Origin of the sequence: Enterobacter sp. PI-10, from assembly GCF_027947695.1 — a bacterium.
GTDB lineage: Bacteria > Pseudomonadota > Gammaproteobacteria > Enterobacterales > Enterobacteriaceae > Enterobacter > Enterobacter vonholyi.
Window position 1 is genome coordinate 541966 of record NZ_JAJNOG010000002.1, and the last position, 18818, is coordinate 560783.

Annotated in this window: 19 protein-coding genes; 13 read left to right on the forward strand and 6 right to left on the reverse strand. The window is 58.6% G+C overall.

The window, feature by feature from the left end:
* Positions 1 to 3 precede the first annotated feature (3 nt).
* From LRM19_RS07055 to LRM19_RS07065, 3 genes are all read right to left on the reverse strand, one after another.
* A complete protein-coding gene (locus LRM19_RS07055) occupies positions 4 to 894 on the reverse strand; it encodes an aminoimidazole riboside kinase (RefSeq protein ID WP_271367924.1) in 891 nt (296 codons plus the stop codon).
* Positions 895 to 982: 88 nt separating this feature from the next.
* Positions 983 to 2194, reverse strand: coding sequence for a diguanylate phosphodiesterase (locus tag LRM19_RS07060; RefSeq protein WP_271367925.1), 1212 nt, complete (start codon positions 2192 to 2194; stop codon positions 983 to 985).
* Between the two features lie 95 nt (positions 2195 to 2289).
* A complete protein-coding gene (locus LRM19_RS07065; protein ID WP_271367927.1) occupies positions 2290 to 3771 on the reverse strand; it encodes an alpha/beta hydrolase in 1482 nt (493 codons plus the stop codon).
* 266 nt (positions 3772 to 4037) lie between these two features.
* Here LRM19_RS07065 and LRM19_RS07070 point away from each other — a divergent pair, with 266 nt between their 5' ends.
* The 7 genes from LRM19_RS07070 to LRM19_RS07100 are packed head-to-tail and all read left to right on the forward strand — an operon-like array spanning position 4038 to position 10871.
* Positions 4038 to 4892, forward strand: a complete 855-nt coding sequence (locus LRM19_RS07070; protein WP_111963604.1) for a MurR/RpiR family transcriptional regulator — start codon at positions 4038 to 4040, stop codon at positions 4890 to 4892.
* 12 nt (positions 4893 to 4904) lie between these two features.
* Positions 4905 to 5480 (forward strand): D-alanyl-D-alanine dipeptidase, encoded by a 576-nt coding sequence (gene ddpX / locus LRM19_RS07075; RefSeq protein WP_111963605.1) that lies wholly within the window; start codon positions 4905 to 4907, stop codon positions 5478 to 5480.
* A gap of 15 nt (positions 5481 to 5495) precedes the next feature.
* Entirely contained in the window at positions 5496 to 7028 is a 1533-nt protein-coding gene (locus LRM19_RS07080) for an ABC transporter substrate-binding protein (protein WP_111963606.1), read from the forward strand.
* Positions 7029 to 7050: 22 nt separating this feature from the next.
* A complete protein-coding gene (locus LRM19_RS07085; protein ID WP_248174270.1) occupies positions 7051 to 8073 on the forward strand; it encodes an ABC transporter permease in 1023 nt (340 codons plus the stop codon).
* Positions 8070 to 8963: a D,D-dipeptide ABC transporter permease gene (gene ddpC, locus LRM19_RS07090; protein WP_111963608.1), complete on the forward strand. Its 894-nt coding sequence runs from the start codon at positions 8070 to 8072 to the stop codon at positions 8961 to 8963. Before LRM19_RS07085 ends, ddpC begins: the two co-directional genes overlap by 4 nt.
* On the forward strand, positions 8963 to 9949 hold the full coding sequence (locus LRM19_RS07095; protein ID WP_229225913.1) for an ABC transporter ATP-binding protein: 987 nt from the start codon (positions 8963 to 8965) through the stop codon (positions 9947 to 9949). The genes ddpC and LRM19_RS07095 overlap by 1 nt, the downstream gene beginning before the upstream one ends.
* Positions 9942 to 10871 carry an ABC transporter ATP-binding protein gene (locus tag LRM19_RS07100; protein WP_271367931.1) on the forward strand — a complete coding sequence of 310 codons (930 nt, stop codon included), beginning with the start codon at positions 9942 to 9944 and terminating at the stop codon, positions 10869 to 10871. Before LRM19_RS07095 ends, LRM19_RS07100 begins: the two co-directional genes overlap by 8 nt.
* Here the strand turns inward: LRM19_RS07100 and LRM19_RS07105 are convergent.
* The gene (locus tag LRM19_RS07105) at positions 10868 to 11617 is read right to left on the reverse strand and encodes an SDR family NAD(P)-dependent oxidoreductase (RefSeq protein WP_271367933.1); all 750 of its coding nucleotides are present in this window, start codon (positions 11615 to 11617) and stop codon (positions 10868 to 10870) included. The two genes, LRM19_RS07100 and LRM19_RS07105, sit on opposite strands and share 4 nt — an antisense overlap.
* Positions 11618 to 11731: 114 nt before the next feature.
* Between LRM19_RS07105 and LRM19_RS07110 the strand changes: the two genes are divergently transcribed.
* Positions 11732 to 12637, forward strand: coding sequence for a LysR family transcriptional regulator (locus LRM19_RS07110; protein WP_271367934.1), 906 nt, complete (start codon positions 11732 to 11734; stop codon positions 12635 to 12637).
* A gap of 23 nt (positions 12638 to 12660) precedes the next feature.
* Here the strand turns inward: LRM19_RS07110 and LRM19_RS07115 are convergent, their stop codons facing one another.
* Positions 12661 to 13089, reverse strand: a complete 429-nt coding sequence (locus LRM19_RS07115) for an OsmC family protein (protein WP_023311893.1) — start codon at positions 13087 to 13089, stop codon at positions 12661 to 12663.
* A gap of 115 nt (positions 13090 to 13204) precedes the next feature.
* On the opposite strand from LRM19_RS07115, the gene LRM19_RS07120 reads away from it, so the two are divergent.
* On the forward strand, positions 13205 to 14164 hold the full coding sequence (locus LRM19_RS07120; RefSeq protein WP_271367937.1) for a hypothetical protein: 960 nt from the start codon (positions 13205 to 13207) through the stop codon (positions 14162 to 14164).
* 19 nt (positions 14165 to 14183) lie between these two features.
* Here the strand turns inward: LRM19_RS07120 and LRM19_RS07125 are convergent, their stop codons facing one another.
* Positions 14184 to 15059: a LysR family transcriptional regulator gene (locus LRM19_RS07125; protein WP_271367938.1), complete on the reverse strand. Its 876-nt coding sequence runs from the start codon at positions 15057 to 15059 to the stop codon at positions 14184 to 14186.
* 110 nt (positions 15060 to 15169) lie between these two features.
* Here LRM19_RS07125 and LRM19_RS07130 point away from each other — a divergent pair, with 110 nt between their 5' ends.
* From LRM19_RS07130 to LRM19_RS07145, 4 genes are all read left to right on the forward strand, one after another.
* Positions 15170 to 16021, forward strand: a complete 852-nt coding sequence (locus LRM19_RS07130) for a Vmh family MBL fold metallo-hydrolase (RefSeq protein WP_271367940.1) — start codon at positions 15170 to 15172, stop codon at positions 16019 to 16021.
* A 232-nt stretch (positions 16022 to 16253) separates the two neighbouring features.
* The gene (bdm, locus tag LRM19_RS07135; protein WP_013096534.1) at positions 16254 to 16469 is read left to right on the forward strand and encodes a biofilm-dependent modulation protein; all 216 of its coding nucleotides are present in this window, start codon (positions 16254 to 16256) and stop codon (positions 16467 to 16469) included.
* A 95-nt stretch (positions 16470 to 16564) separates the two neighbouring features.
* Positions 16565 to 16702, forward strand: coding sequence for a stationary-phase-induced ribosome-associated protein (sra, locus tag LRM19_RS07140; RefSeq protein ID WP_008501714.1), 138 nt, complete (start codon positions 16565 to 16567; stop codon positions 16700 to 16702).
* A gap of 176 nt (positions 16703 to 16878) precedes the next feature.
* Positions 16879 to 18576, forward strand: a complete 1698-nt coding sequence (locus tag LRM19_RS07145) for an NAD-dependent malic enzyme (RefSeq protein WP_023335794.1) — start codon at positions 16879 to 16881, stop codon at positions 18574 to 18576.
* Positions 18577 to 18818 lie beyond the last annotated feature (242 nt).

Below are 18818 nucleotides of genomic sequence, written 5' to 3' on the forward strand. Positions count from 1 at the left end.
GAATTACAGTTCGTGCTGCCACGGCAAGGCGGTCATCGCCCCTTTGGCCGTGGTGGCTAATGCGCCGCAGCGCTGGGCTAAGGCGATGACCGGCGTCAGGTCCTGCCCGGCAGCCAGCCCGTAGAGCAGCCCCGCCACAAAGGCATCGCCCGCGCCGGTGGTATCGACACACTCAACAGGCGTTGCCGGATAGTGCTCCACGGCGCCGTCATGCCAGGCGATGACGCCCTCTTTACCCTGAGTGACCAGCACCAGACGCGCCGGGCAGCGCTCCATCAGCACTTCCAGACCGACGTTGACCTCCGCGCTGCCGGTGAAAAAGGCCAGCTCTTCTACCGAAAGTTTCACCACGTCGGCGCTTTGCAGGGCCTGCTCCAGGCAGCCATGCAGTGTGTTCTCATCCGGCCAGAGGTCCGGGCGAATATTGGGGTCGAAGCTGACGTAACCGCCCGCTTCACGGATGGCGGCCATCGCCTCAAATGTCGCCGTACGGCTCGGCTCTGCGCTTAGCGCGATAGAGCAGACGTGCAGCCACTCTCCGGCGCTAAACGGTGGCAGATCGGCGGGTTCCAGAAACAGATCGGCGCTCGGGCGCACCATGAATGTAAACGAGCGCTCGCCGTGGTCGTCCAGATCGACCACTACCGTTGAGGTGCGGTGCGCCGGGTCAAGGCGCATCCACGTCACGTCAACCCGCTCGTCAGCGAGCGTTTTCGCCATAAAGCGCCCGAAAGGATCGTCGCCAACCCTGCCGATAAAGGCGCTCTGGCCGCCGAGCCGGGCAATTCCGACCGCAACGTTTGCCGGTGCGCCGCCGGGACACTGCAACAATCTGCCTTCCTCATCGGGCAGCAAATCCACTACCGCATCGCCAAGTACCCAGATTTTCTTCATGTGATCCTCTTAGCTAAACTATGTTAAACCGTTTTAGCTATTTAAGCACAGGCCGGGCAAAGGGGAAATAACGGGAGGGAAAATTGGCTTACCGCACCAGATGCGGCCAGTAGATATCGCCGACGCCATTAAGCTGCGGCCGGGCAAACAGGAAGCCCTGGAAACGACGGATACCGGCGGATTCAAGCCAGCACCACTCTTCTATTTTCTCAATGCCTTCAGCCACCAGGGTGATTTCCAGATCGGAGCAACAGCTGATGATGGAGCGCACGATCGCCTGCTTCGGGCCGCTCAGGTGGATGTTGCTGACAATTTCGCGGTCGATTTTAATTTTGTCAGGCTGGAAGCGGGTCAGCAGCGAAAGCCCGGCATAGCCCGAACCAAAATCATCGATCGCCAGGCCAATCCCCTCGCCGCGAAGCTGCTTAATGGCGCTGTTAAACTGGTTGAACCCGGAGATCATCTCGTTTTCAGTGACTTCAATGACCACCTGCTCCGGCTGAAGGCCATGCTTTTTAATCTGATTGACCAGAAATTCCACCGCGCCAGGGACATTAACCAGCGACATGGGAAGCAGGTTTACCGCGATTTTATGGCTGCCAATGCCCAGCTTTTCCGCCAGCGCAAAGGCATACGCTTTTGTCTGGAGATCGACTTCGTAGACGTTGTCCGGGTTAACGGTGCTGAAGAAATGCTCCGGGCTGCCGCCGTCGTTGCCGCGGATAAGCGCCTCAAGGGAGCTGATCTTCCCTTCCGAGGGCTCGACAATAGGCTGCAGCGCAAACTGGCAGGTTTGCCCGACAATCAGGCCCAGATGCTCACCAAAGGGTAACGTTTCGGTCGAGAGCGTCCATTTGTCCGGGGTGTAGCGTGCCCCCGACGGGGCCGGACGTTTACCGGTTATAAAGGTCTGAATAAATTTGAACACCCGATCGTCGGAGGTCAGATAGCTCTCCAGCTTGCTGTAGCGCAGCACCGACTGCAGCACCTGTTTCGGCGACTGCATTTGCAGATCGAACAGCAGCATGCCGACGTTTTCGAAGCGTCTGCGCGGACCATAGTCCCGCAGCAGTTCAACCACCCCGCTGTGCCGCTTGTCCTCACGGATGGTGTGGAACAGTTTGACCACACTCTCTTCCGACCCTTCGAGGATCTGCAGAACGTCGTTCCCTTTAGCAAGGAGGACGCCGGTGATATTCAGTTTTGCATTGCGGCCCCTGGCGCGCTCCACCAGCTCCCGCAGTTCAGTGGTCGGGGGGGATAAATTCAACTGGCTTCGGTAGATCAGAGTCGTCAGCACAAAAATGGGTTCCGATGAGAAAGAAAGGTGCTTTGAAGCTTCTATTTAACATACTTAATCAATGCGACCTAACTTATTCACACCACAAAGGAACGTTACTTTCCCCCGTCGCCAATCCGGCTGTCGATCCTCTCCTGCATATAGTCGTAGAACGGGTTCGAGGTGACCCGCATCAGCGCTTCTTTTCCGACGCTCAACACGGACGTTTCTCCCCAGAGCGCAATCGTCCCGAGGCTGATGCCGTAGCGGTTTTTCACTGCAGGTTCACGACCATAAAGATCGTCATCCGGCGGGAACGGCACCGCAACGTGCGACAGGGAATAGACATCCTGTGGCCAGGACTGCGCAAGCGGCACGACCGTCTCCTGCGTGCTGCCTGCTGGAGTGATTTTCGCCACCGTCGAGAAACTGTGCTCGCCAGCATTGGTAATAATAGTGACACTGTAACGCCTTTGCGCAACCGGCAGTAGGGCCGAGGTAGCCGTCCACGACGACGGTTTGAACAGCGGGCGGAAGCTCGCCGCCTGGTTGATGTTAAACACCACCAGCTCGCTGCCGTTTGCGGGAAGCTGGTCGAACAGGCCGGTCACCACCGCGCGGGTGCTGACCGTAGAATCCATGACCGACTGGAACGCCAGCACCGGCGGCAATTTCGCCAGCCTGTTTACCCGCGCCTCACGGCCAATCTGCTCCTGCAGGGCCTTCGTCAGCAGCCACGACTGGCGAGCGGCGTTAACCGGGAAAGAATTGTATTTATACGGGTTATATTCCGGCGCAATATTCAGCCAGGCTGCTTTAGCAAACGCCGGCAGCAGCGCCGGTAACCCGGCGAAACCGGCAAAGCGCGCAAAGGACGTCACGCCGATCATCGGTGAGAGCAGGATCACCTGCTGGGGTTTACGCAGCGCAGAAGTGTCAAGCGCATCGAGGGTATATTTCATCGCCAGCGCCCCGCCGTTGGAGTAGCCCACCAGATGCAAAGGCACAGCCTCACCCGCCAGGCGCGTGGCTTCCCGCACCGCAAGACGCGTCGCCGCCAGCCACATTTCCCAGTCAACGTCCGTCAGCGCACCGGGCGCGGTGCCGTGCCCGGGTAGACGCGGGACCACGGCCACAAAGCCGTGCTGTTGATAGTTCACGGCAAGGCGTCGGACGCTGTAAGGCGAGTCCGTCAAACCGTGCAGCAGCACCACCGCGCCGCGTGGCTTTCCGGCCGGCATCAGCACAAAGGAGCGGTTGGCATCGGGGGCAAACTGACCGGGCCACACCAGGCTCTGGCGGTAGTAGCGGTTTAACGGGGTTTGTTCCTCGCCCGCTGTTTTCGCCGTCACCGCGTTATCCAGATCGGTGAAAATCGCCTTTTCCCGGGCCTGATACCCGGCAAAGTCGGTGTTGTCCATCTCGCGCGCCGACATCTCATTGGCCCGCCAGGTGTGCCACAGGTGCAGTTCCGGCCCCTGCTGCGAGAGATAGACCCGCACCGCCAGCAGGACGACCAGTACGATCCCCACGACCATTCCTGTTTTCTTTGCAAGCGCGATCAGGCGCACGCTGACTCGCCAGGGCAGATTTGCCATGCCGGGATCCCTTTTATATTCACAGTACATCTATCTTATCAAAAATGTGAACGGACTGACGTATTCACCAAATTCATACCTGCCCGCTCAGCCAGTGCACCAAAAGTGAACTACGCTGCACAAATGTTGATCATTGGTTAACTAAATATTGCATGAAGTTTACTGCGCAGCGGGTTTTCGCCCGCCTGTGAATATGGCACGCGTCATGCATTGTTAATTGGGTAACACAAAATCAGCTTTTGACAGCCTGTTAACAGCGAGGCGGTATGACGACGAAACCTGAGATGTTGAGCCGTATCGAAGCGACCTTCAGCCAGCTCACGCCCAGCGAAAAGCGGGTCGGAAGCTGGCTGCTGGCGCACGCCGCGCAAATCCCGTTTGAAACGGCGGAAAGTGTGGGTCAGGCGAGCGGGACCAGCGGAATTACCGTCGGACGCTTCCTGCGCAAGCTGGGGTACCGCAACCTGGAAGATGCCAAAAAAAGCCTGCGCGATCCGTATCAGCCCTGGGGCATGAACGAGCGGCTCGACTCCTGGCAGCAGCAGCGCCCTCTTTCCAGCCGCCTTCAGCACGCCCTGTCGCTGGAAGTGGATGCCATCACGCAGGTGTACCAGCTGGCGCAAACGGACGCCTTCCGCCAGGTGGTACACCATCTGGCCCACGCGGACGCGGTCTTTGTGCTGGGGATCCAGTCCACGCGCGGGATCGCCAACGCTTTCTTCAGCCACCTTGAATACCTCCGCCCGCGGGTGAGCTACTCCGAAGGGGCATCCGGCAGCTGGGTGGAATCCCTGAACTCGGGGTTCTCGCACCCTTATGTCGTGCTGACAGATACGCGTACCTACTCCGCAATGGCGCGCCAGTACTGCCGCGTCGCGAGCGAGAAAGGCATTCCGCTGGCCTTAATCACCGACATCTGGTGCCCGTGGGCGCGGGATTACCCGATGGATTTGCTGCAGGTGAAAACCGATACCGGTCATTTCTGGGATTCACTTGCCCCCGTAAGCTGCCTGTTCAACCTGCTGCTGTCGGGCGTGGTGGAAGCGCTGGGTGATGCGCTTCCGGCTCGTCTGGCGGTAAACCGACAATTACAACAAGAGTTTGGTCAATTCGAACGCTAAAGGAGCGGAGCTATGCCCGTAGAGAGTGAACTGATTGATGTGGCGAAGACGTTCCCCACGCTGCATATCGATCTGAAATACGCCACCGCCGACAACATCACCGGCCGTCCGATCTATCAGGAGGCGCTGTGCCTGCTTCATACCGATGCCGCTACCGCGCTGGCAAAAGCCATCAGCATTGCCACGCTGGCCGGGCTGAAGCTGGTGGTCTACGACGCCTATCGGCCGCAGCAGGCGCAGGCTCAGCTGTGGGAGGCCTGCCCCAACCCGGAATACGTGGTCGACGTGGCGATTGGCTCCAACCACAGCCGCGGCACGGCCATCGACGTCACCCTGATGGACGAACATAACGCCGTGCTGGATATGGGCGCCGGTTTTGACGAAATGCATGACCGATCGCATCCGTATCACCCCTCCGTACCGCCGCATGCCCAGCGTAACCGTCTGCTGCTGAACGCCATCATGTTTGGCGGCGGTTTTGTGGGTATCAGCAGCGAATGGTGGCACTTCGAACTGCCGAACGCCGCCAGCTACCCGCTGCTTGACGACCGTTTTGCCTGTTTTCCCCTGACGCACACCTCTCTTTGAACCTGGAGCACTGCCATGAAAACATCGCTTCTCTCGACCATCATTGCCGCCACGCTGGCCCTGAGCGCACCGCTGGCGCTGGCTGCCGTCCCGAAAGACATGCTGGCGATCGGGAAAGCCGCCGACCCGCAAACGCTCGATCCGGCTATCACCATTGATAACAACGACTGGACCGTCACCTATCCGTCCTACCAGCGTCTGGTCAAGTACAAGCCAGGCTCTACCGAGGTGGAAGGCGATCTGTCGACGGGCTGGAAAGCTTCCGACGACCAGAAAGAGTGGACCTTCACCCTGGCGGATAACGCCAAATTCTCTGACGGCACGCCGGTTACCGCCGAGGCGGTCAAACTCTCCTTTGAGCGCCTGCTGAAGCTCAGCCAGGGGCCGTCTGAAGCCTTCCCGAAAGATCTGAAAATTGATGCCGTTGATGACCACACGGTGAAGTTCACCCTCAGCCAGCCGTTCGCGCCTTTCCTCTACACCCTGGCAAACGACGGGGCGTCCATCATTAACCCGGCGGTGCTGAAGGCCAATGCCGCAGACGATGCGCGCGGCTTTCTGGCGCAAAACACCGCCGGTTCCGGGCCGTTTATGTTGAAGAGCTGGCAGAAAGGCCAGCAGCTGGTGCTGGTGCCAAACCCGCACTGGTCTGGCGACAAGCCGCACTTTAAGCGCGTCTCGGTAAAAATTATCGGTGAGAGCGCGTCGCGCCGTCTGCAGCTTTCCCGCGGTGACCTGGACATTGCCGACTCCCTGCCGGTCGATCAGCTGGCGGCCCTGAAGCAGGAAGGCAAAGTCGCCGTTGCCGAATACCCGTCCCTGCGCGTGACCTACCTCTACCTCAACAACAGCAAAGCGCCGCTCAATCAGGTGGATTTACGCCGCGCGGTCTCCTGGGCGACGGACTATCAGGGGATGGTGAAAGGCATTCTGAGCGGCAACGGCAAGCAAATGCGCGGCCCGATCCCGGAAGGCATGTGGGGTTTTGACGCCGCGGCTATGCAGTACAGCCTCGACGAGGCCAAAGCTAAAGCAGCCCTGGAGAAGGTCAAAGACAAGCCCGCCAGCCTGACCTTCCTCTACTCGGACAACGATCCAAACTGGGAGCCTATCGCCCTCTCCACCCAGGCCAGCCTTGGCAAGATCGGCATTAACGTCAAGCTGGAAAAACTGGCCAATGCCACCATGCGCGACCGCGTCGGAAAAGGTGATTACGACATCGCCATCGGCAACTGGAGCCCGGACTTTGCCGACCCGTACATGTTCATGAACTACTGGTTCGAATCGGATAAAAAAGGGCTGCCGGGCAACCGCTCGTTCTATGAGAACAAAGAGGTCGATTCCCTGCTGCAGGCCGCGCTGAAAACCACCGACCAGGCGGAACGCACCAAAGATTACCAGCAGGCGCAAAAGGTGGTTATCGACGAAGCGGCTTACGTCTATCTGTTCCAGAAGAACTACCAGCTGGCGATGAACAAAGAGGTCAAAGGCTTCACCTTTAATCCGATGCTCGAGCAGGTGTTCAACATCGCCACCATGAGCAAGTAACCGTTTCGCCGGGGGAAAGCGTATGACGTTCTGGAGCATAGTGCGCCAGCGCTGCTGGGGGTTACTCCTGGTGGTGGCCGGTGTCTGTATTATCACCTTTATTATTTCGCACCTGATCCCCGGCGATCCGGCCCGTCTGCTGGCCGGCGATCGCGCCAGCGACGACATCGTGCAGAACATCCGCCAGCAGTTAGGGCTGGACCAGCCCCTGTACGTTCAGTTTGGCCGCTACGTGGACGCCCTGGCCCACGGCGATTTAGGCACGTCCATCCGTACCGGTCGTCCGGTTGCGGAAGACCTGAAGGCCTTTTTCCCCGCCACGCTGGAGCTGGCCTTTTGTTCTCTGCTGCTGGCGCTGGTCATCGGCGTGCCGCTGGGGATTTTGTCGGCGGTCTACCGCAACCGCTGGCTGGATCACCTGGTGCGTTTAATGGCGATGACTGGCATCTCCACCCCGGCCTTCTGGCTTGGGCTGGGCGTCATCGTGCTGTTCTACGGGCACCTGCAAATCCTGCCGGGCGGCGGGAGGCTGGACGACTGGCTCGATCCACCGACGCACGTCACCGGCTTTTATCTGCTGGACGCGCTCCTTGAGGGCAACGGCGAGGTCTTTTTCAATGCGCTGCAGCACCTGATTTTACCCTCGCTGACGCTGGCATTTGTCCACCTGGGCATCGTCGCACGTCAGGTCCGTTCGGCGATGCTGGAGCAGCTTAGCGAGGACTACATTCGTACGGCCCGCGCCAGCGGCCTGCCCGGCTGGTATATCGTCCTGCGCTACGCCCTGCCGAATGCGATGATCCCGTCGATTACCGTGCTCGGGCTGGCGCTGGGGGATCTGCTGTACGGCGCCGTGCTGACCGAAACCGTCTTTGCCTGGCCGGGCATGGGCGCCTGGGTGGTGACGTCCATTCAGGCGCTCGATTTCCCTGCCGTGATGGGCTTTGCCGTCGTTGTTTCGCTGGCCTACGTGCTGGTTAATCTGATGGTCGATCTGCTTTACCTGTGGATTGACCCGCGAATCGGGCGCGGAGGTGCCGAATGATGTTAACGCAGGAAACGCCCGTCCCGGTTAAAACCGCCAGACAACGCATCAACTGGGCAAAGCTGTTCTGGATGCTGCGTCAAAGCCCGCTCACGATCGTTGGCGGCGTCATTATGCTCGTGATGCTTTTCATTATGGTGGCCGCGCCGTGGATAGTGCCGCACGACCCGAACGCGCTGGATCTGACCGCACGCCTGCAGGCGCCTTCTGCACAGCACTGGTTTGGTACCGACGAGGTGGGCCGCGATCTGTTCAGCCGCGTGCTGGCGGGCAGCCAGCAGTCCATTACCGCCGGGCTGGCGGTGGTGATGATTGCGGGCGGCATCGGCTCGCTGCTGGGCTGTCTGTCCGGCGTGCTGGGCGGGCGCGGCGACGCCGTCATCATGCGGGTAATGGACATTATGCTCTCCATTCCTTCCCTGGTGCTGACCATGGCGCTGGCCGCCGCGCTGGGGCCGAGCCTGTTTAACGCCATGCTGGCAATTGCAATTGTCCGCATTCCGTTCTACGTCCGCCTGGCGCGCGGCCAAACCCTGGTGGTGCGCCAGTTTACCTACGTGCAGGCCGCCCGCACCTTTGGCGCCTCCCGCTGGCATTTGATCCGCTGGCATATCCTGCGCAACGCCCTGCCGCCGCTGATCGTGCAGGCGTCGCTGGACATCGGCAGCGCCATCCTGATGGCCGCCACGCTGGGGTTTATTGGCCTGGGGGCGCAGCAGCCGACCGCCGAATGGGGCGCGATGGTGGCCGTCGGCCGTAACTACGTTCTGGACCAGTGGTGGTACTGCGCGTTTCCCGGTGCGGCGATTTTGATAACCGCCGTGGGCTTTAACCTGTTTGGCGACGGTATCCGCGATCTGCTGGACCCGAAATCGGGAGGTAAACAGTGATGACCGACCCGGTACTCAAGATTGAAGACCTGCATCTGAGCTTCCCGATTTTTCGCGGCGAGGTCCACGCGCTGAACCACGTCTCGCTGGAGATCGGCAGGGGTGAAATTGTCGGCGTGGTGGGCGAATCCGGTTCGGGTAAATCGGTGACCGCCATGCTCGCCATGCGTCTGCTGCCGGAAGGCAGCTACCGCATTCATCATGGTCAGGTGAAATTACTCGGCGAAAACGTCCTGACGGCGTCCGAAAAACAGCTTCGCCAGTGGCGCGGCGCAAAGGTCGCGATGATTTTTCAGGAGCCCATGACCGCCCTCAACCCGACGCGTCGGATTGGCAAACAGATGGTCGAGGTGATCCGCCAGCATCAGCCGCTTTCCCGGCATGAGGCGCAGCAGAAGGCGATTACCCTGCTGGAAGAGATGCAAATCCCGGATGCGAAAGCGGTCATGGCGCGCTATCCGTTTGAGCTGTCCGGCGGGATGCGCCAGCGGGTGATGATCGCCCTTGCCTTCTCCTGCGAGCCGGAGCTGATTATCGCCGACGAACCGACCACCGCGCTGGACGTCACCGTCCAGCTGCAGGTGCTGCGTCTGCTGAAGCACAAGGCGCGGGCCAGCGGCACCTCGGTGCTGTTTATCAGCCACGATATGGCCGTGGTGTCCCAGCTCTGCGACAGAGTGTACGTGATGTATGCGGGCAGCGTGATCGAGAGCGGTGCCACGCAAACGCTGATCCACCAGCCTGTGCATCCCTATTCCATTGGCCTGCTGCAGTGCGCGCCGGAAAACGGCCAGCCGCGCGCCCCGCTTCCCGCCATCCCCGGCACGGTCCCCAACCTCAGCCAGCTTCCGCAGGGATGCGCGTTCCGCGAGCGGTGCTTTGCCGCCGGGACGAAATGCAGCGAAACGCCGCGCTTACAGCCCCATGGCGCAGAGGGCCAACAGGCTGCCTGCTGGTATCCACAACGGGAGAAAGTCCATGTCTGATGTACTGCTGGAACTGGATAGCGTGCACGTCAATTTTGCAGCGCGTAAAAACTGGCTGGGCCGCGTGACGGAAAAGGTCCATGCGCTTAACGGGCTCGACCTTGAGATCCGTCGGGGAGAAACGCTCGGTATCGTCGGGGAATCCGGCTGCGGGAAAAGCACGCTGGCCCAGCTGCTGATGGGCATGCTTAAGCCCAGCTCCGGCGCCTGCCAGCGGACGCACCACGCGGGCGGCATGCAGATGGTGTTTCAGGATCCGCTCTCCTCGCTCGACCCGCGCCTGCCGGTCTGGCGCATCATCACCGAGCCGGTTTGGGTACAAAAGCGCAGCAGCGAGCGCGACCGCCGTCAGCTGGCTGAAAACCTGGCGCTGCAGGTGGGCATTCGCCCGGAATATCTCGACCGGCTTCCGCACGCCTTCTCCGGCGGGCAGCGCCAGCGCATCGCCATCGCCCGGGCGCTCTCGTCCGATCCGGATATCATCGTGCTTGATGAACCCACCAGCGCGCTGGATATTTCCGTGCAGGCGCAGATCCTCAACCTGCTGGTGACCCTACAACAGCAGCGTAATCTGACCTACGTGTTGATATCACATAACGTCTCGGTGGTCAGGCACATGAGCGACCGCGTGGCGGTGATGTACCTTGGGCAGATTGTGGAGCTGGGCAGCGCCGCTCAGGTGCTTGGGGAGCCGCGCCATCCTTACACCCGCCTGCTGCTCGACTCGGTTCCCCGCACCGGTGAACCGCTGGATGAAACGCTGGCCTTACGCAAAACGGAGCTTCCCGGCAACCGCCGTCTTCCCGAAGGCTGTTTTTTCCGTGACCGATGCCCGATGGCCGCGCAGGGGTGCGAGCGTCCCCAGCCGTTACAGCCCTCTCGCGAGGGCCGTGACGTCCGCTGCTGGCGAAGTCTGGGTTAAATTTGCGCCATCCCGCCGTCCACGAACAGCTCGGTGGCGTTAATAAAGCTGGCCGCGTCGGAGGCCAGAAACGCCACCGCTTTCCCCACCTCGCCCGGCGCGCCTAAACGGCCGAGCGGCACCTGCGCGGCCAGCGCGTCGTACAGCCCTTGACGGTGTTCTTCCGGCACCAGATCGCCGAGGCCAGGGGTTTTGATCGGGCCCGGGCTGACCACGTTGACGCGGATCCCACGGCCCTGCAAATCCAGCGTCCAGGAGCGGGCAAAGTTGCGCACGGCGGCCTTACTGGCGCTGTAGACGCTAAAGTTTGCCGTCCCCTTAATGGAGACCGTCGAGCCGGTCAGAATAATCGACGATCCAGCGGAGAGCAGAGGCAGCGCCTTCTGCACCGTAAACAGCACCCCGCGGACGTTGGTGCCGAAAATCCGGTCAAACTGCTCTTCGGTGATCGCGCCCAGCGGCAGCATATCCCCGCCACCCGCATTGGCGAACAGAATATCGAGGCGGCCTTCTTCTTTGGCTATCCGGGCATAGACCTCGTCCAGATCCGCCAGTTTTGACACGTCCGCGCGAATGCCCACTGCCGTTGAAGCAATTTCTGCGACCGCCGCGTCAAGCTCGGCCTGACGGCGTCCGGTGATGTACACCTTCGCGCCCTGCGCCGCCAGCTCCTGCGCCGTGGCAAGACCAATGCCGGTGCTGCCGCCGGTGACCAGTGCGATTTTTCCTGAGAGAGTCGTATTCATGTCATTTACCTTTTGTTGGGTTTGCGTTGGACAAACTTTAGCCCTTGCAGGATTAGTGAAAAACCGGCAAAAATGAAAATGACTATTCACATACAGAAATAATAAGAGGTCATCATGGACCAGCTCATGGCGATGCGCGCCTTTACGCGGGTGGTGGAATCCGGCAGCTTTACTCGCGCGGCGGACTCGCTGAATATGCCAATCGCCACCCTGAGCAAGCTGGTCAAATCGCTTGAGGCGCATCTTGAAATACGCCTCCTGCACCGGACGACTCGCCGGGTGGTCGCGACGCCGGAAGGGATGGAATACTATGAAAAAGCGCTCAGGGTCTTGATAGATATTGAAGACATCGACACAGCGTTTCGCATTTCCCGCGCGACGCCAAAAGGGCATCTGCGGGTTGATATAGGCGGATCCACCGCCCGCGACGTGCTTATCCCCCTGCTGCCGGATTTTATGCAGCGTTATCCGGAAATCCGCATCGACCTTGGGGTAGCCGATCGTCCGGTGGATCTCATCAGCGGTAACGTAGACTGCGTCATCCGCGGCGGGCCGCTGAACGACTCTACCCTCATCGCCCGCCATCTCGGTAACGCCGAAATGGTCACCTGCGCGACGCCGGGTTACCTGAAAAACCATGGCGTTCCGGCCTATCCACAGGAGCTGTGCAACGGGCACAAGCTCATTAGCTACCTCTCGCCCGTCACCGGGCGGGCGTTTCCGTTTCGCTTCAGAGAGAACGGCGAGACGCTGGAAATCAATATTCCGCATTATCTCGGCGTAAACGAAAGTAATGCCCATCTGGCGGCTGCCGCAGCGGGATTGGGGATCGTTCAGACGTTTGAGTATTCGGCAAATGCGTATTTACAGGCGGGTACGCTGACGGCGATCCTGAGCGACTGGCGCCCTGCCGCCTATCCGTTTCATGTGGTTTACCCTCAGAACCGGCATCTGACGCACCGTCTTAAGGTGTTTATTGCGTGGCTGGCGGAGGTGTTTCCCGCCGCACTGAAGGGATAGCCGGGCGCAAACCCGGCTGTGGCTTAGTTAAGCTTATAGTCCAGCGTAATCTCAGCCTTCAGGAGCTGCGATACCGGACAGCCCGCTTTGGCTTTCTGAATAATACCGTCGAACTGCTGTGGGGCGATGCCCGGGACGGTCACCTTGCTTTTCAGGGCAACCTTCGTAATCGCAAAGCCGCCGTCGGTTTTATCCAGAGAGACGTCCGCCGTAGTATCAATGGAGTCGGCGGTATAGCCCGCTTCCCCGAGCATCAGCGACAGCGCCATTGAGAAGCAGGCCGCATGTGCCGCGCCAATCAGCTCTTCGGGGTTGGTCCCCTTTTCGCCCTCAAAGCGGGTATTGAAACCATAAGGCTGCTGATTGAGAACGCCGCTCTCGGTGGAAACCGTTCCTTTACCGCGCTTAATGTCGCCAGACCAGTGTGCCGAACCGTGCTTATGAATAGTCATTCTTGCTCTCCTTTTGGCTTACAAAGGGTTAAGTATAGACTACGCATCTGACCCACCCTGGAACACAGACAATTCCAGGACTTTCACCTGCTGTACCAACAAAAAGGATAATGATATGGCGCTAAAAATCAGGATGGCCGTTGCCGTCACCACACTGGCGGTATCGCTGTCTTCACTGGCGAAAACGCCGGAGAATTTTATCTATACCAGCTCCGGCGAGCTCGACGCGGTGTTTCCGCTCGTTGCGCGAAGCGATATCGGCGGCGTGCAGATCGTTTACAACTGGCGCTTGCTGGAGCCCGGAAAAGACAACTATGACTTCTCGCGGATAGAACAGGATCTGGCGCGCGTTAAGGCCGCCGGAAAAAAACTCTTTATTCAAATCCAGGATCGTTTCTTTGAGGCGGACGCCCGCTACGTGCCGGACTATCTGATGCACGATAAGCAATACGGTGGGGGGATTGCACCGCAGTTCGATAACCCCGGCGAAGGGAAGCCAGTCGGTTCAGGATGGGTGGCGCGTCAGTGGGATCCCGCCGTGCGTCAGCGCTACCAGGCTTTGCTGGCCGCCCTCGCGAAACGCTTTGATGGTGAGATGTATGGCGTAAACCTGCCCGAAACCGCCATCGATCTCGACGAAAAAAATCCGCCCGCCGGGTTTACCTGCGACAGCTATTTCGCTGGAGAAATGGAAAATCTGGCCTTTGCGCGAAAGGCTTTTATGAAATCACACGTGGTGCAATACGTGAACTTCTGGCCGTGCGAGTGGGATAATGACCACAACTACATGGGGCGTCTGTTTACGTATGCCAGCGCCAACAATGTCGGTCTGGGTGGGCCGGATATTGTTCCCAACCGCAAGGCACACATGAAGAATGCCTATCCCTTCTTCCATAAAAATAAACAGACGCTGCCGCTCATCGCCATGGCGGTTCAGGAACCGACCCTGACCTATAAAAATCCTGAGACCGGCAAGCCCTTCACCAAAGCAGAATTTGATCGGTTCGCGGAAAATTATCTCGGGGCGGATATTATTTTCTGGAGCAAGTCCTCTCCCTGGCTAAAGGCAAAATAATCACCCGTCAACCCTGCTCTTAAGCCAGGAAGCGGGCCAGTTCGTCGAGGAACACGCGCAGCGCGGCAGGCTGATATTCCCGTGACTGATAAATGCCATGGATGGCAAGCGGTTTCGGCTCCAGAGCCTCGAGTACCGACACCAGCAATCCCTGATCCAGCGCGGCACGCGCCTCGCGCTCCGGCAGCATGGCAATACCACAGTGCTTGATAGCCGCGTCCATCAACAGCGAAGAGATGCTGGCGCTCAGGTTGCCGCTGACGGCCACGCTCAGGCTTTCGCCCTCCGGCGTCAGGAAGTGCCAGGACTGCCCGGCGAAAAAGCTGTAGTGCAGGCAGTTATGCTGCGCGAGTTCTTCGGGGCTGCCGGGCGTACCGTGCTGCGCCAGATAGTCCGGCGAGGCGCAAAGGACCGAGCGACACTCCCCCAGCCGACGGGCAATCATGCCGGGTTCAGGGTTATCGGTAATGCGTACGGCAACATCAATGCGCTCTCCCACCAGGCTGACCGGATGGTTGTTCACATCCAGTTCGATGCGCAGCTGCGGGTAGCGCGAGAGCAGACCGGGCAGGACCGGCGCAATCAGATGCATGGCGGTAAAGTGCGCGCAGGCCACCCGCAGGGTGCCGGACGGAAGATCTTTTTCCGACTGGCCTTCAATTTCCTGCGAGATCTGCGAGAGGGTCCGCGTTTTTTGCAGCACCTTTTCCCCAGCCGCGGTCAGCGTCAGCTTGCGCGTGGAGCGGTTTACCAGCCGCGTGCCCGCCCACTTCTCCATCTGTTCAAGGTACCGGCTGACCATCGGTCGGGAAATACCCAGCGCGCGGGCTGCAGCGCTCAAACTCCCCAGCTCGCATATCCGGTTGTAAACCTGAGCGGCAATAACGCGGTCCATATAAGCTCCATTTGCTCGATTTATGAAACTAAGCATGTCTTGTTTCAGGAATTCTGGCAAATGCAAATATCCGTACAATAAAGACATTCCTGAACAACCGAGACAACAGCATGAAATTCACTCACCTTGCCCTGCTTTCCACCCTTTTCACACCCGCTGTTTTTGCCGCGCCGCTGAACATTGATACCTATAACCCGCAGGAGAAAGGCATTTTCGCTGTCTCCTCCACGCTGGTTTCCGGCCCGAAAGAAGCCGTACTGTTTGACGCGCAGTTCAGCGTGAAGGATGGCGAAGCGCTGGTAGAGAAAATTCGCCGCAGCGGTAAAACCCTGAATAAGATTGTGATCACCTCCGGCGATCCGGATTTCTATTTTGGCCTGCAGCCGCTGGTCAAAGCCTTCCCAAACGCCAAAGTGGTGGCCACGCAGCACGTGGTTGACCACATCAAGGCCACCAAAGACGCCAAGCTCGCCTTCTGGGGTCCACAGATGAAAGACGGCGCACCGACCGAGCTGGTCGTCCCGCAGGTGCTCGCCTCCACCACGTTTATGGTTGACGGGGAGAAGATCGACATCGAACAGCCTGACAGCTATGCGGCCTATGTATGGATCCCGTCCGCAAAGACCATCCTCGGCGGCACTGGCGTAGCCTGGGGGATTCACGTCTGGACGGCGGACACCCAGACAGCGGAAAGCCGTAAGCAGTGGCAGGAAACGCTGGTGAACATGGCGGCGCACAAACCCGAGCGCGTGATCCCGGGTCACTATCTGGGTACCCCGCCAGCCGGGACGGGTGCGATTGATTTTACCCGTGACTATCTCCAGCGCTTTGAAAAGGCCTTATCCGTTCATAAAGATTCTGCGGGCGTCATCAGCACCCTGAAAAAACAGTATCCGAACCTGGCCGAAGAGAGCTCACTGGAATTAAGCGCTAAGGTGAATACCGGCGAAATGAAGTGGTAATTTAAACGCTGCTCCTGCTATTTTTTCGAGATAGCAGGAGCACCGTTATAATATCCCCTCAACAGCACTTCGATTAACCCCCACATTTCAAAAGCGCATAAAAGCATGCACTTATGTCATTTTTATTTCTAAGATGAATCTGAACCACAACCGGGAAAATATTTGCCATTCTGTTTATGAATTAAATTTTTTGCGAGCCGTACCATTAAACAGAAAACGACACGGAGGCAGCATGTTTACTTATTACCCGGCTAATACCGCAGCAGCACAACCTGAACTCGTTAACGCGATTGCGCAGGGTCTTCACGCCGAGCACGGTGCTGTGACTGAAGATGACATTTTGATGGAACTGACCAAGTGGGTGGAATCCACAGATAATGACATCCTCAGTGACATCTACCAGCAGACCATTAACTACGTCGTCAGCGGGCAAAACGCACCCTTGTAAAAACCTGCTAAGCTGGATCTGCAACCTAAGGGGTTACATTTCGTTTGCGTAAGCAAACTGGTCCTTAAAACTATCAACAGGATTGAGGAGTTAACATGAAATCGAACCGTCAGGCACGCCATATTCTGGGACTGAACTACAAGCTTTCGAATCAGCGTAAAGTGGTGATTGAAGGCGACCACGAAACGCAAGTCACGCACGCCACCGGCAGAAAACGCCACGCGGGCAAGTAAGTTCCAGACTGAGATCCAGAACACCATCGGTAATCCCGGTGGTGTTTTTGTTTATGTGTTGCGGTAATTAATATTTAGCTCCTTTATAATACCGTCGGACCGCACCCCATCGCACAGGCCAGAAAGATGACAAACAGCAGTGTCAGGGACGGATCTTCATAAAAAGAGTGAGTGACATGGACAACAAACTGAAAAAACATCGTTCCTTATACATCCCATACGCCGGACCGGTTTTACTCGAATTCCCCCTGCTCAACAAAGGCAGCGCCTTCAGTATGGAAGAGCGCAGCAGCTTTAACCTGCTGGGTTTACTGCCGGAAGTGGTTGAAACCATTGAAGAACAGGCAGAGCGCGCGTGGATCCAGTATCAGGGTTTCAAAACTGAAATCGACAAACACATTTACCTGCGCAACATTCAGGATACCAACGAAACCCTCTTCTATCGCCTGGTGCAGAACCATCTCGAAGAGATGATGCCGGTGATCTACACCCCTACGGTGGGTGCGGCCTGCGAGCGCTTCTCAGAGATCTACCGTCGCTCCCGCGGGGTATTCATCTCCTATCAGAACCGTCACAACATGGACGATATTCTGCAGAACGTGCCGAACCACAATATCAAAGTCATTGTGGTGACCGACGGCGAACGTATTCTCGGCCTCGGCGACCAGGGCATTGGCGGGATGGGGATCCCTATCGGTAAACTCTCTCTTTATACCGCCTGCGGCGGCATCAGCCCGGCGTATACCCTGCCGGTCGTGCTGGACGTCGGCACCAACAACCAGCAGTTGCTAAACGACCCGCTCTATATGGGCTGGCGCCATCCGCGTATTACCGACGACGAGTACTATCAGTTTGTCGACGACTTCATCCAGGCAGTGAAGCACCGCTGGCCGGACGTTCTGCTGCAGTTTGAAGACTTCGCGCAGAAAAACGCGATGCCGCTGCTGAACCGCTATCGCGATGAGATCTGCTCCTTTAACGACGATATCCAGGGCACCGCGGCCGTGACGGTGGGGACGCTTATCGCCGCCAGCCGCGCAGCCGGCAGCCAGCTGAGCTACCAGAAAATCGTCTTCCTGGGCGCAGGCTCTGCGGGGTGCGGTATTGCCGAGCAGATTATCGCCCAGACGCAGCGCGAAGGCTTAAGCGAAGAGCTGGCCCGCTCCCGCGTCTTTATGGTTGACCGTTTCGGCCTGCTGACCGACGGCATGCCGAACCTGCTGCCGTTCCAGACGAAGCTGGTGCAGAAACGCGAAAACCTGAAAAACTGGGATACCGACAACGAAGTCCTTTCCCTGCTGGACGTGGTGCGCAACGTGAAGCCGGATATTCTGATCGGCGTTTCCGGGCAAACAGGTCTCTTCACCGAAGAGATTATTCGCGAGATGCACAAGCACTGCGAGCGCCCTATCGTGATGCCGCTGTCCAACCCGACCTCGCGCGTGGAGGCAACGCCGCAGGATATCATTGCCTGGACCGAAGGTAACGCGCTGGTTGCGACCGGCAGCCCGTTCGATCCGGTGGTGTGGAAGGATAAAACCTATCCGATTGCCCAGTGCAACAACTCCTATATCTTCCCGGGCATTGGACTGGGCGTGATCGCCTCCGGCGCGTCCCGCATTACCGATGAGATGCTGATGTCGGCGAGTGAAACCCTCGCGGGCTACTCTCCGCTGGTCAACAACGGTGAAGGGCTGGTGCTGCCGGAGCTGAAGGACATTCACAAGGTGTCGCGCGCGATCGCGTTTGCGGTAGGTAAAATGGCGCAGCAGCAGGGCGTGGCGGTGAAAACCTCTGCCGACGCGCTGCAGCAGGCCATCGACGACAACTTCTGGAAGCCTGAATACCGCAGCTATCGCCGTACGTCGATTTAATCCGCTCCGCCCGGTGGCACTTCGCTTACCGGGCCTACGGGCCGGGTGTTTTCCCTCTCCCTGTGGGAGAGGGTCAGGGTGAGGGCAACAGACCGCACCATCGAATACCCACTAGCCAAACCCCTTTTCCCCCGCTACACTCCATTCATCCATTAACCCACTGAATATATAAGGAGGCCAATTATGCTGTATCGTGAAATTTTCAATGTTTCACATACATTTGGCGATCGCACCAGCTCAAG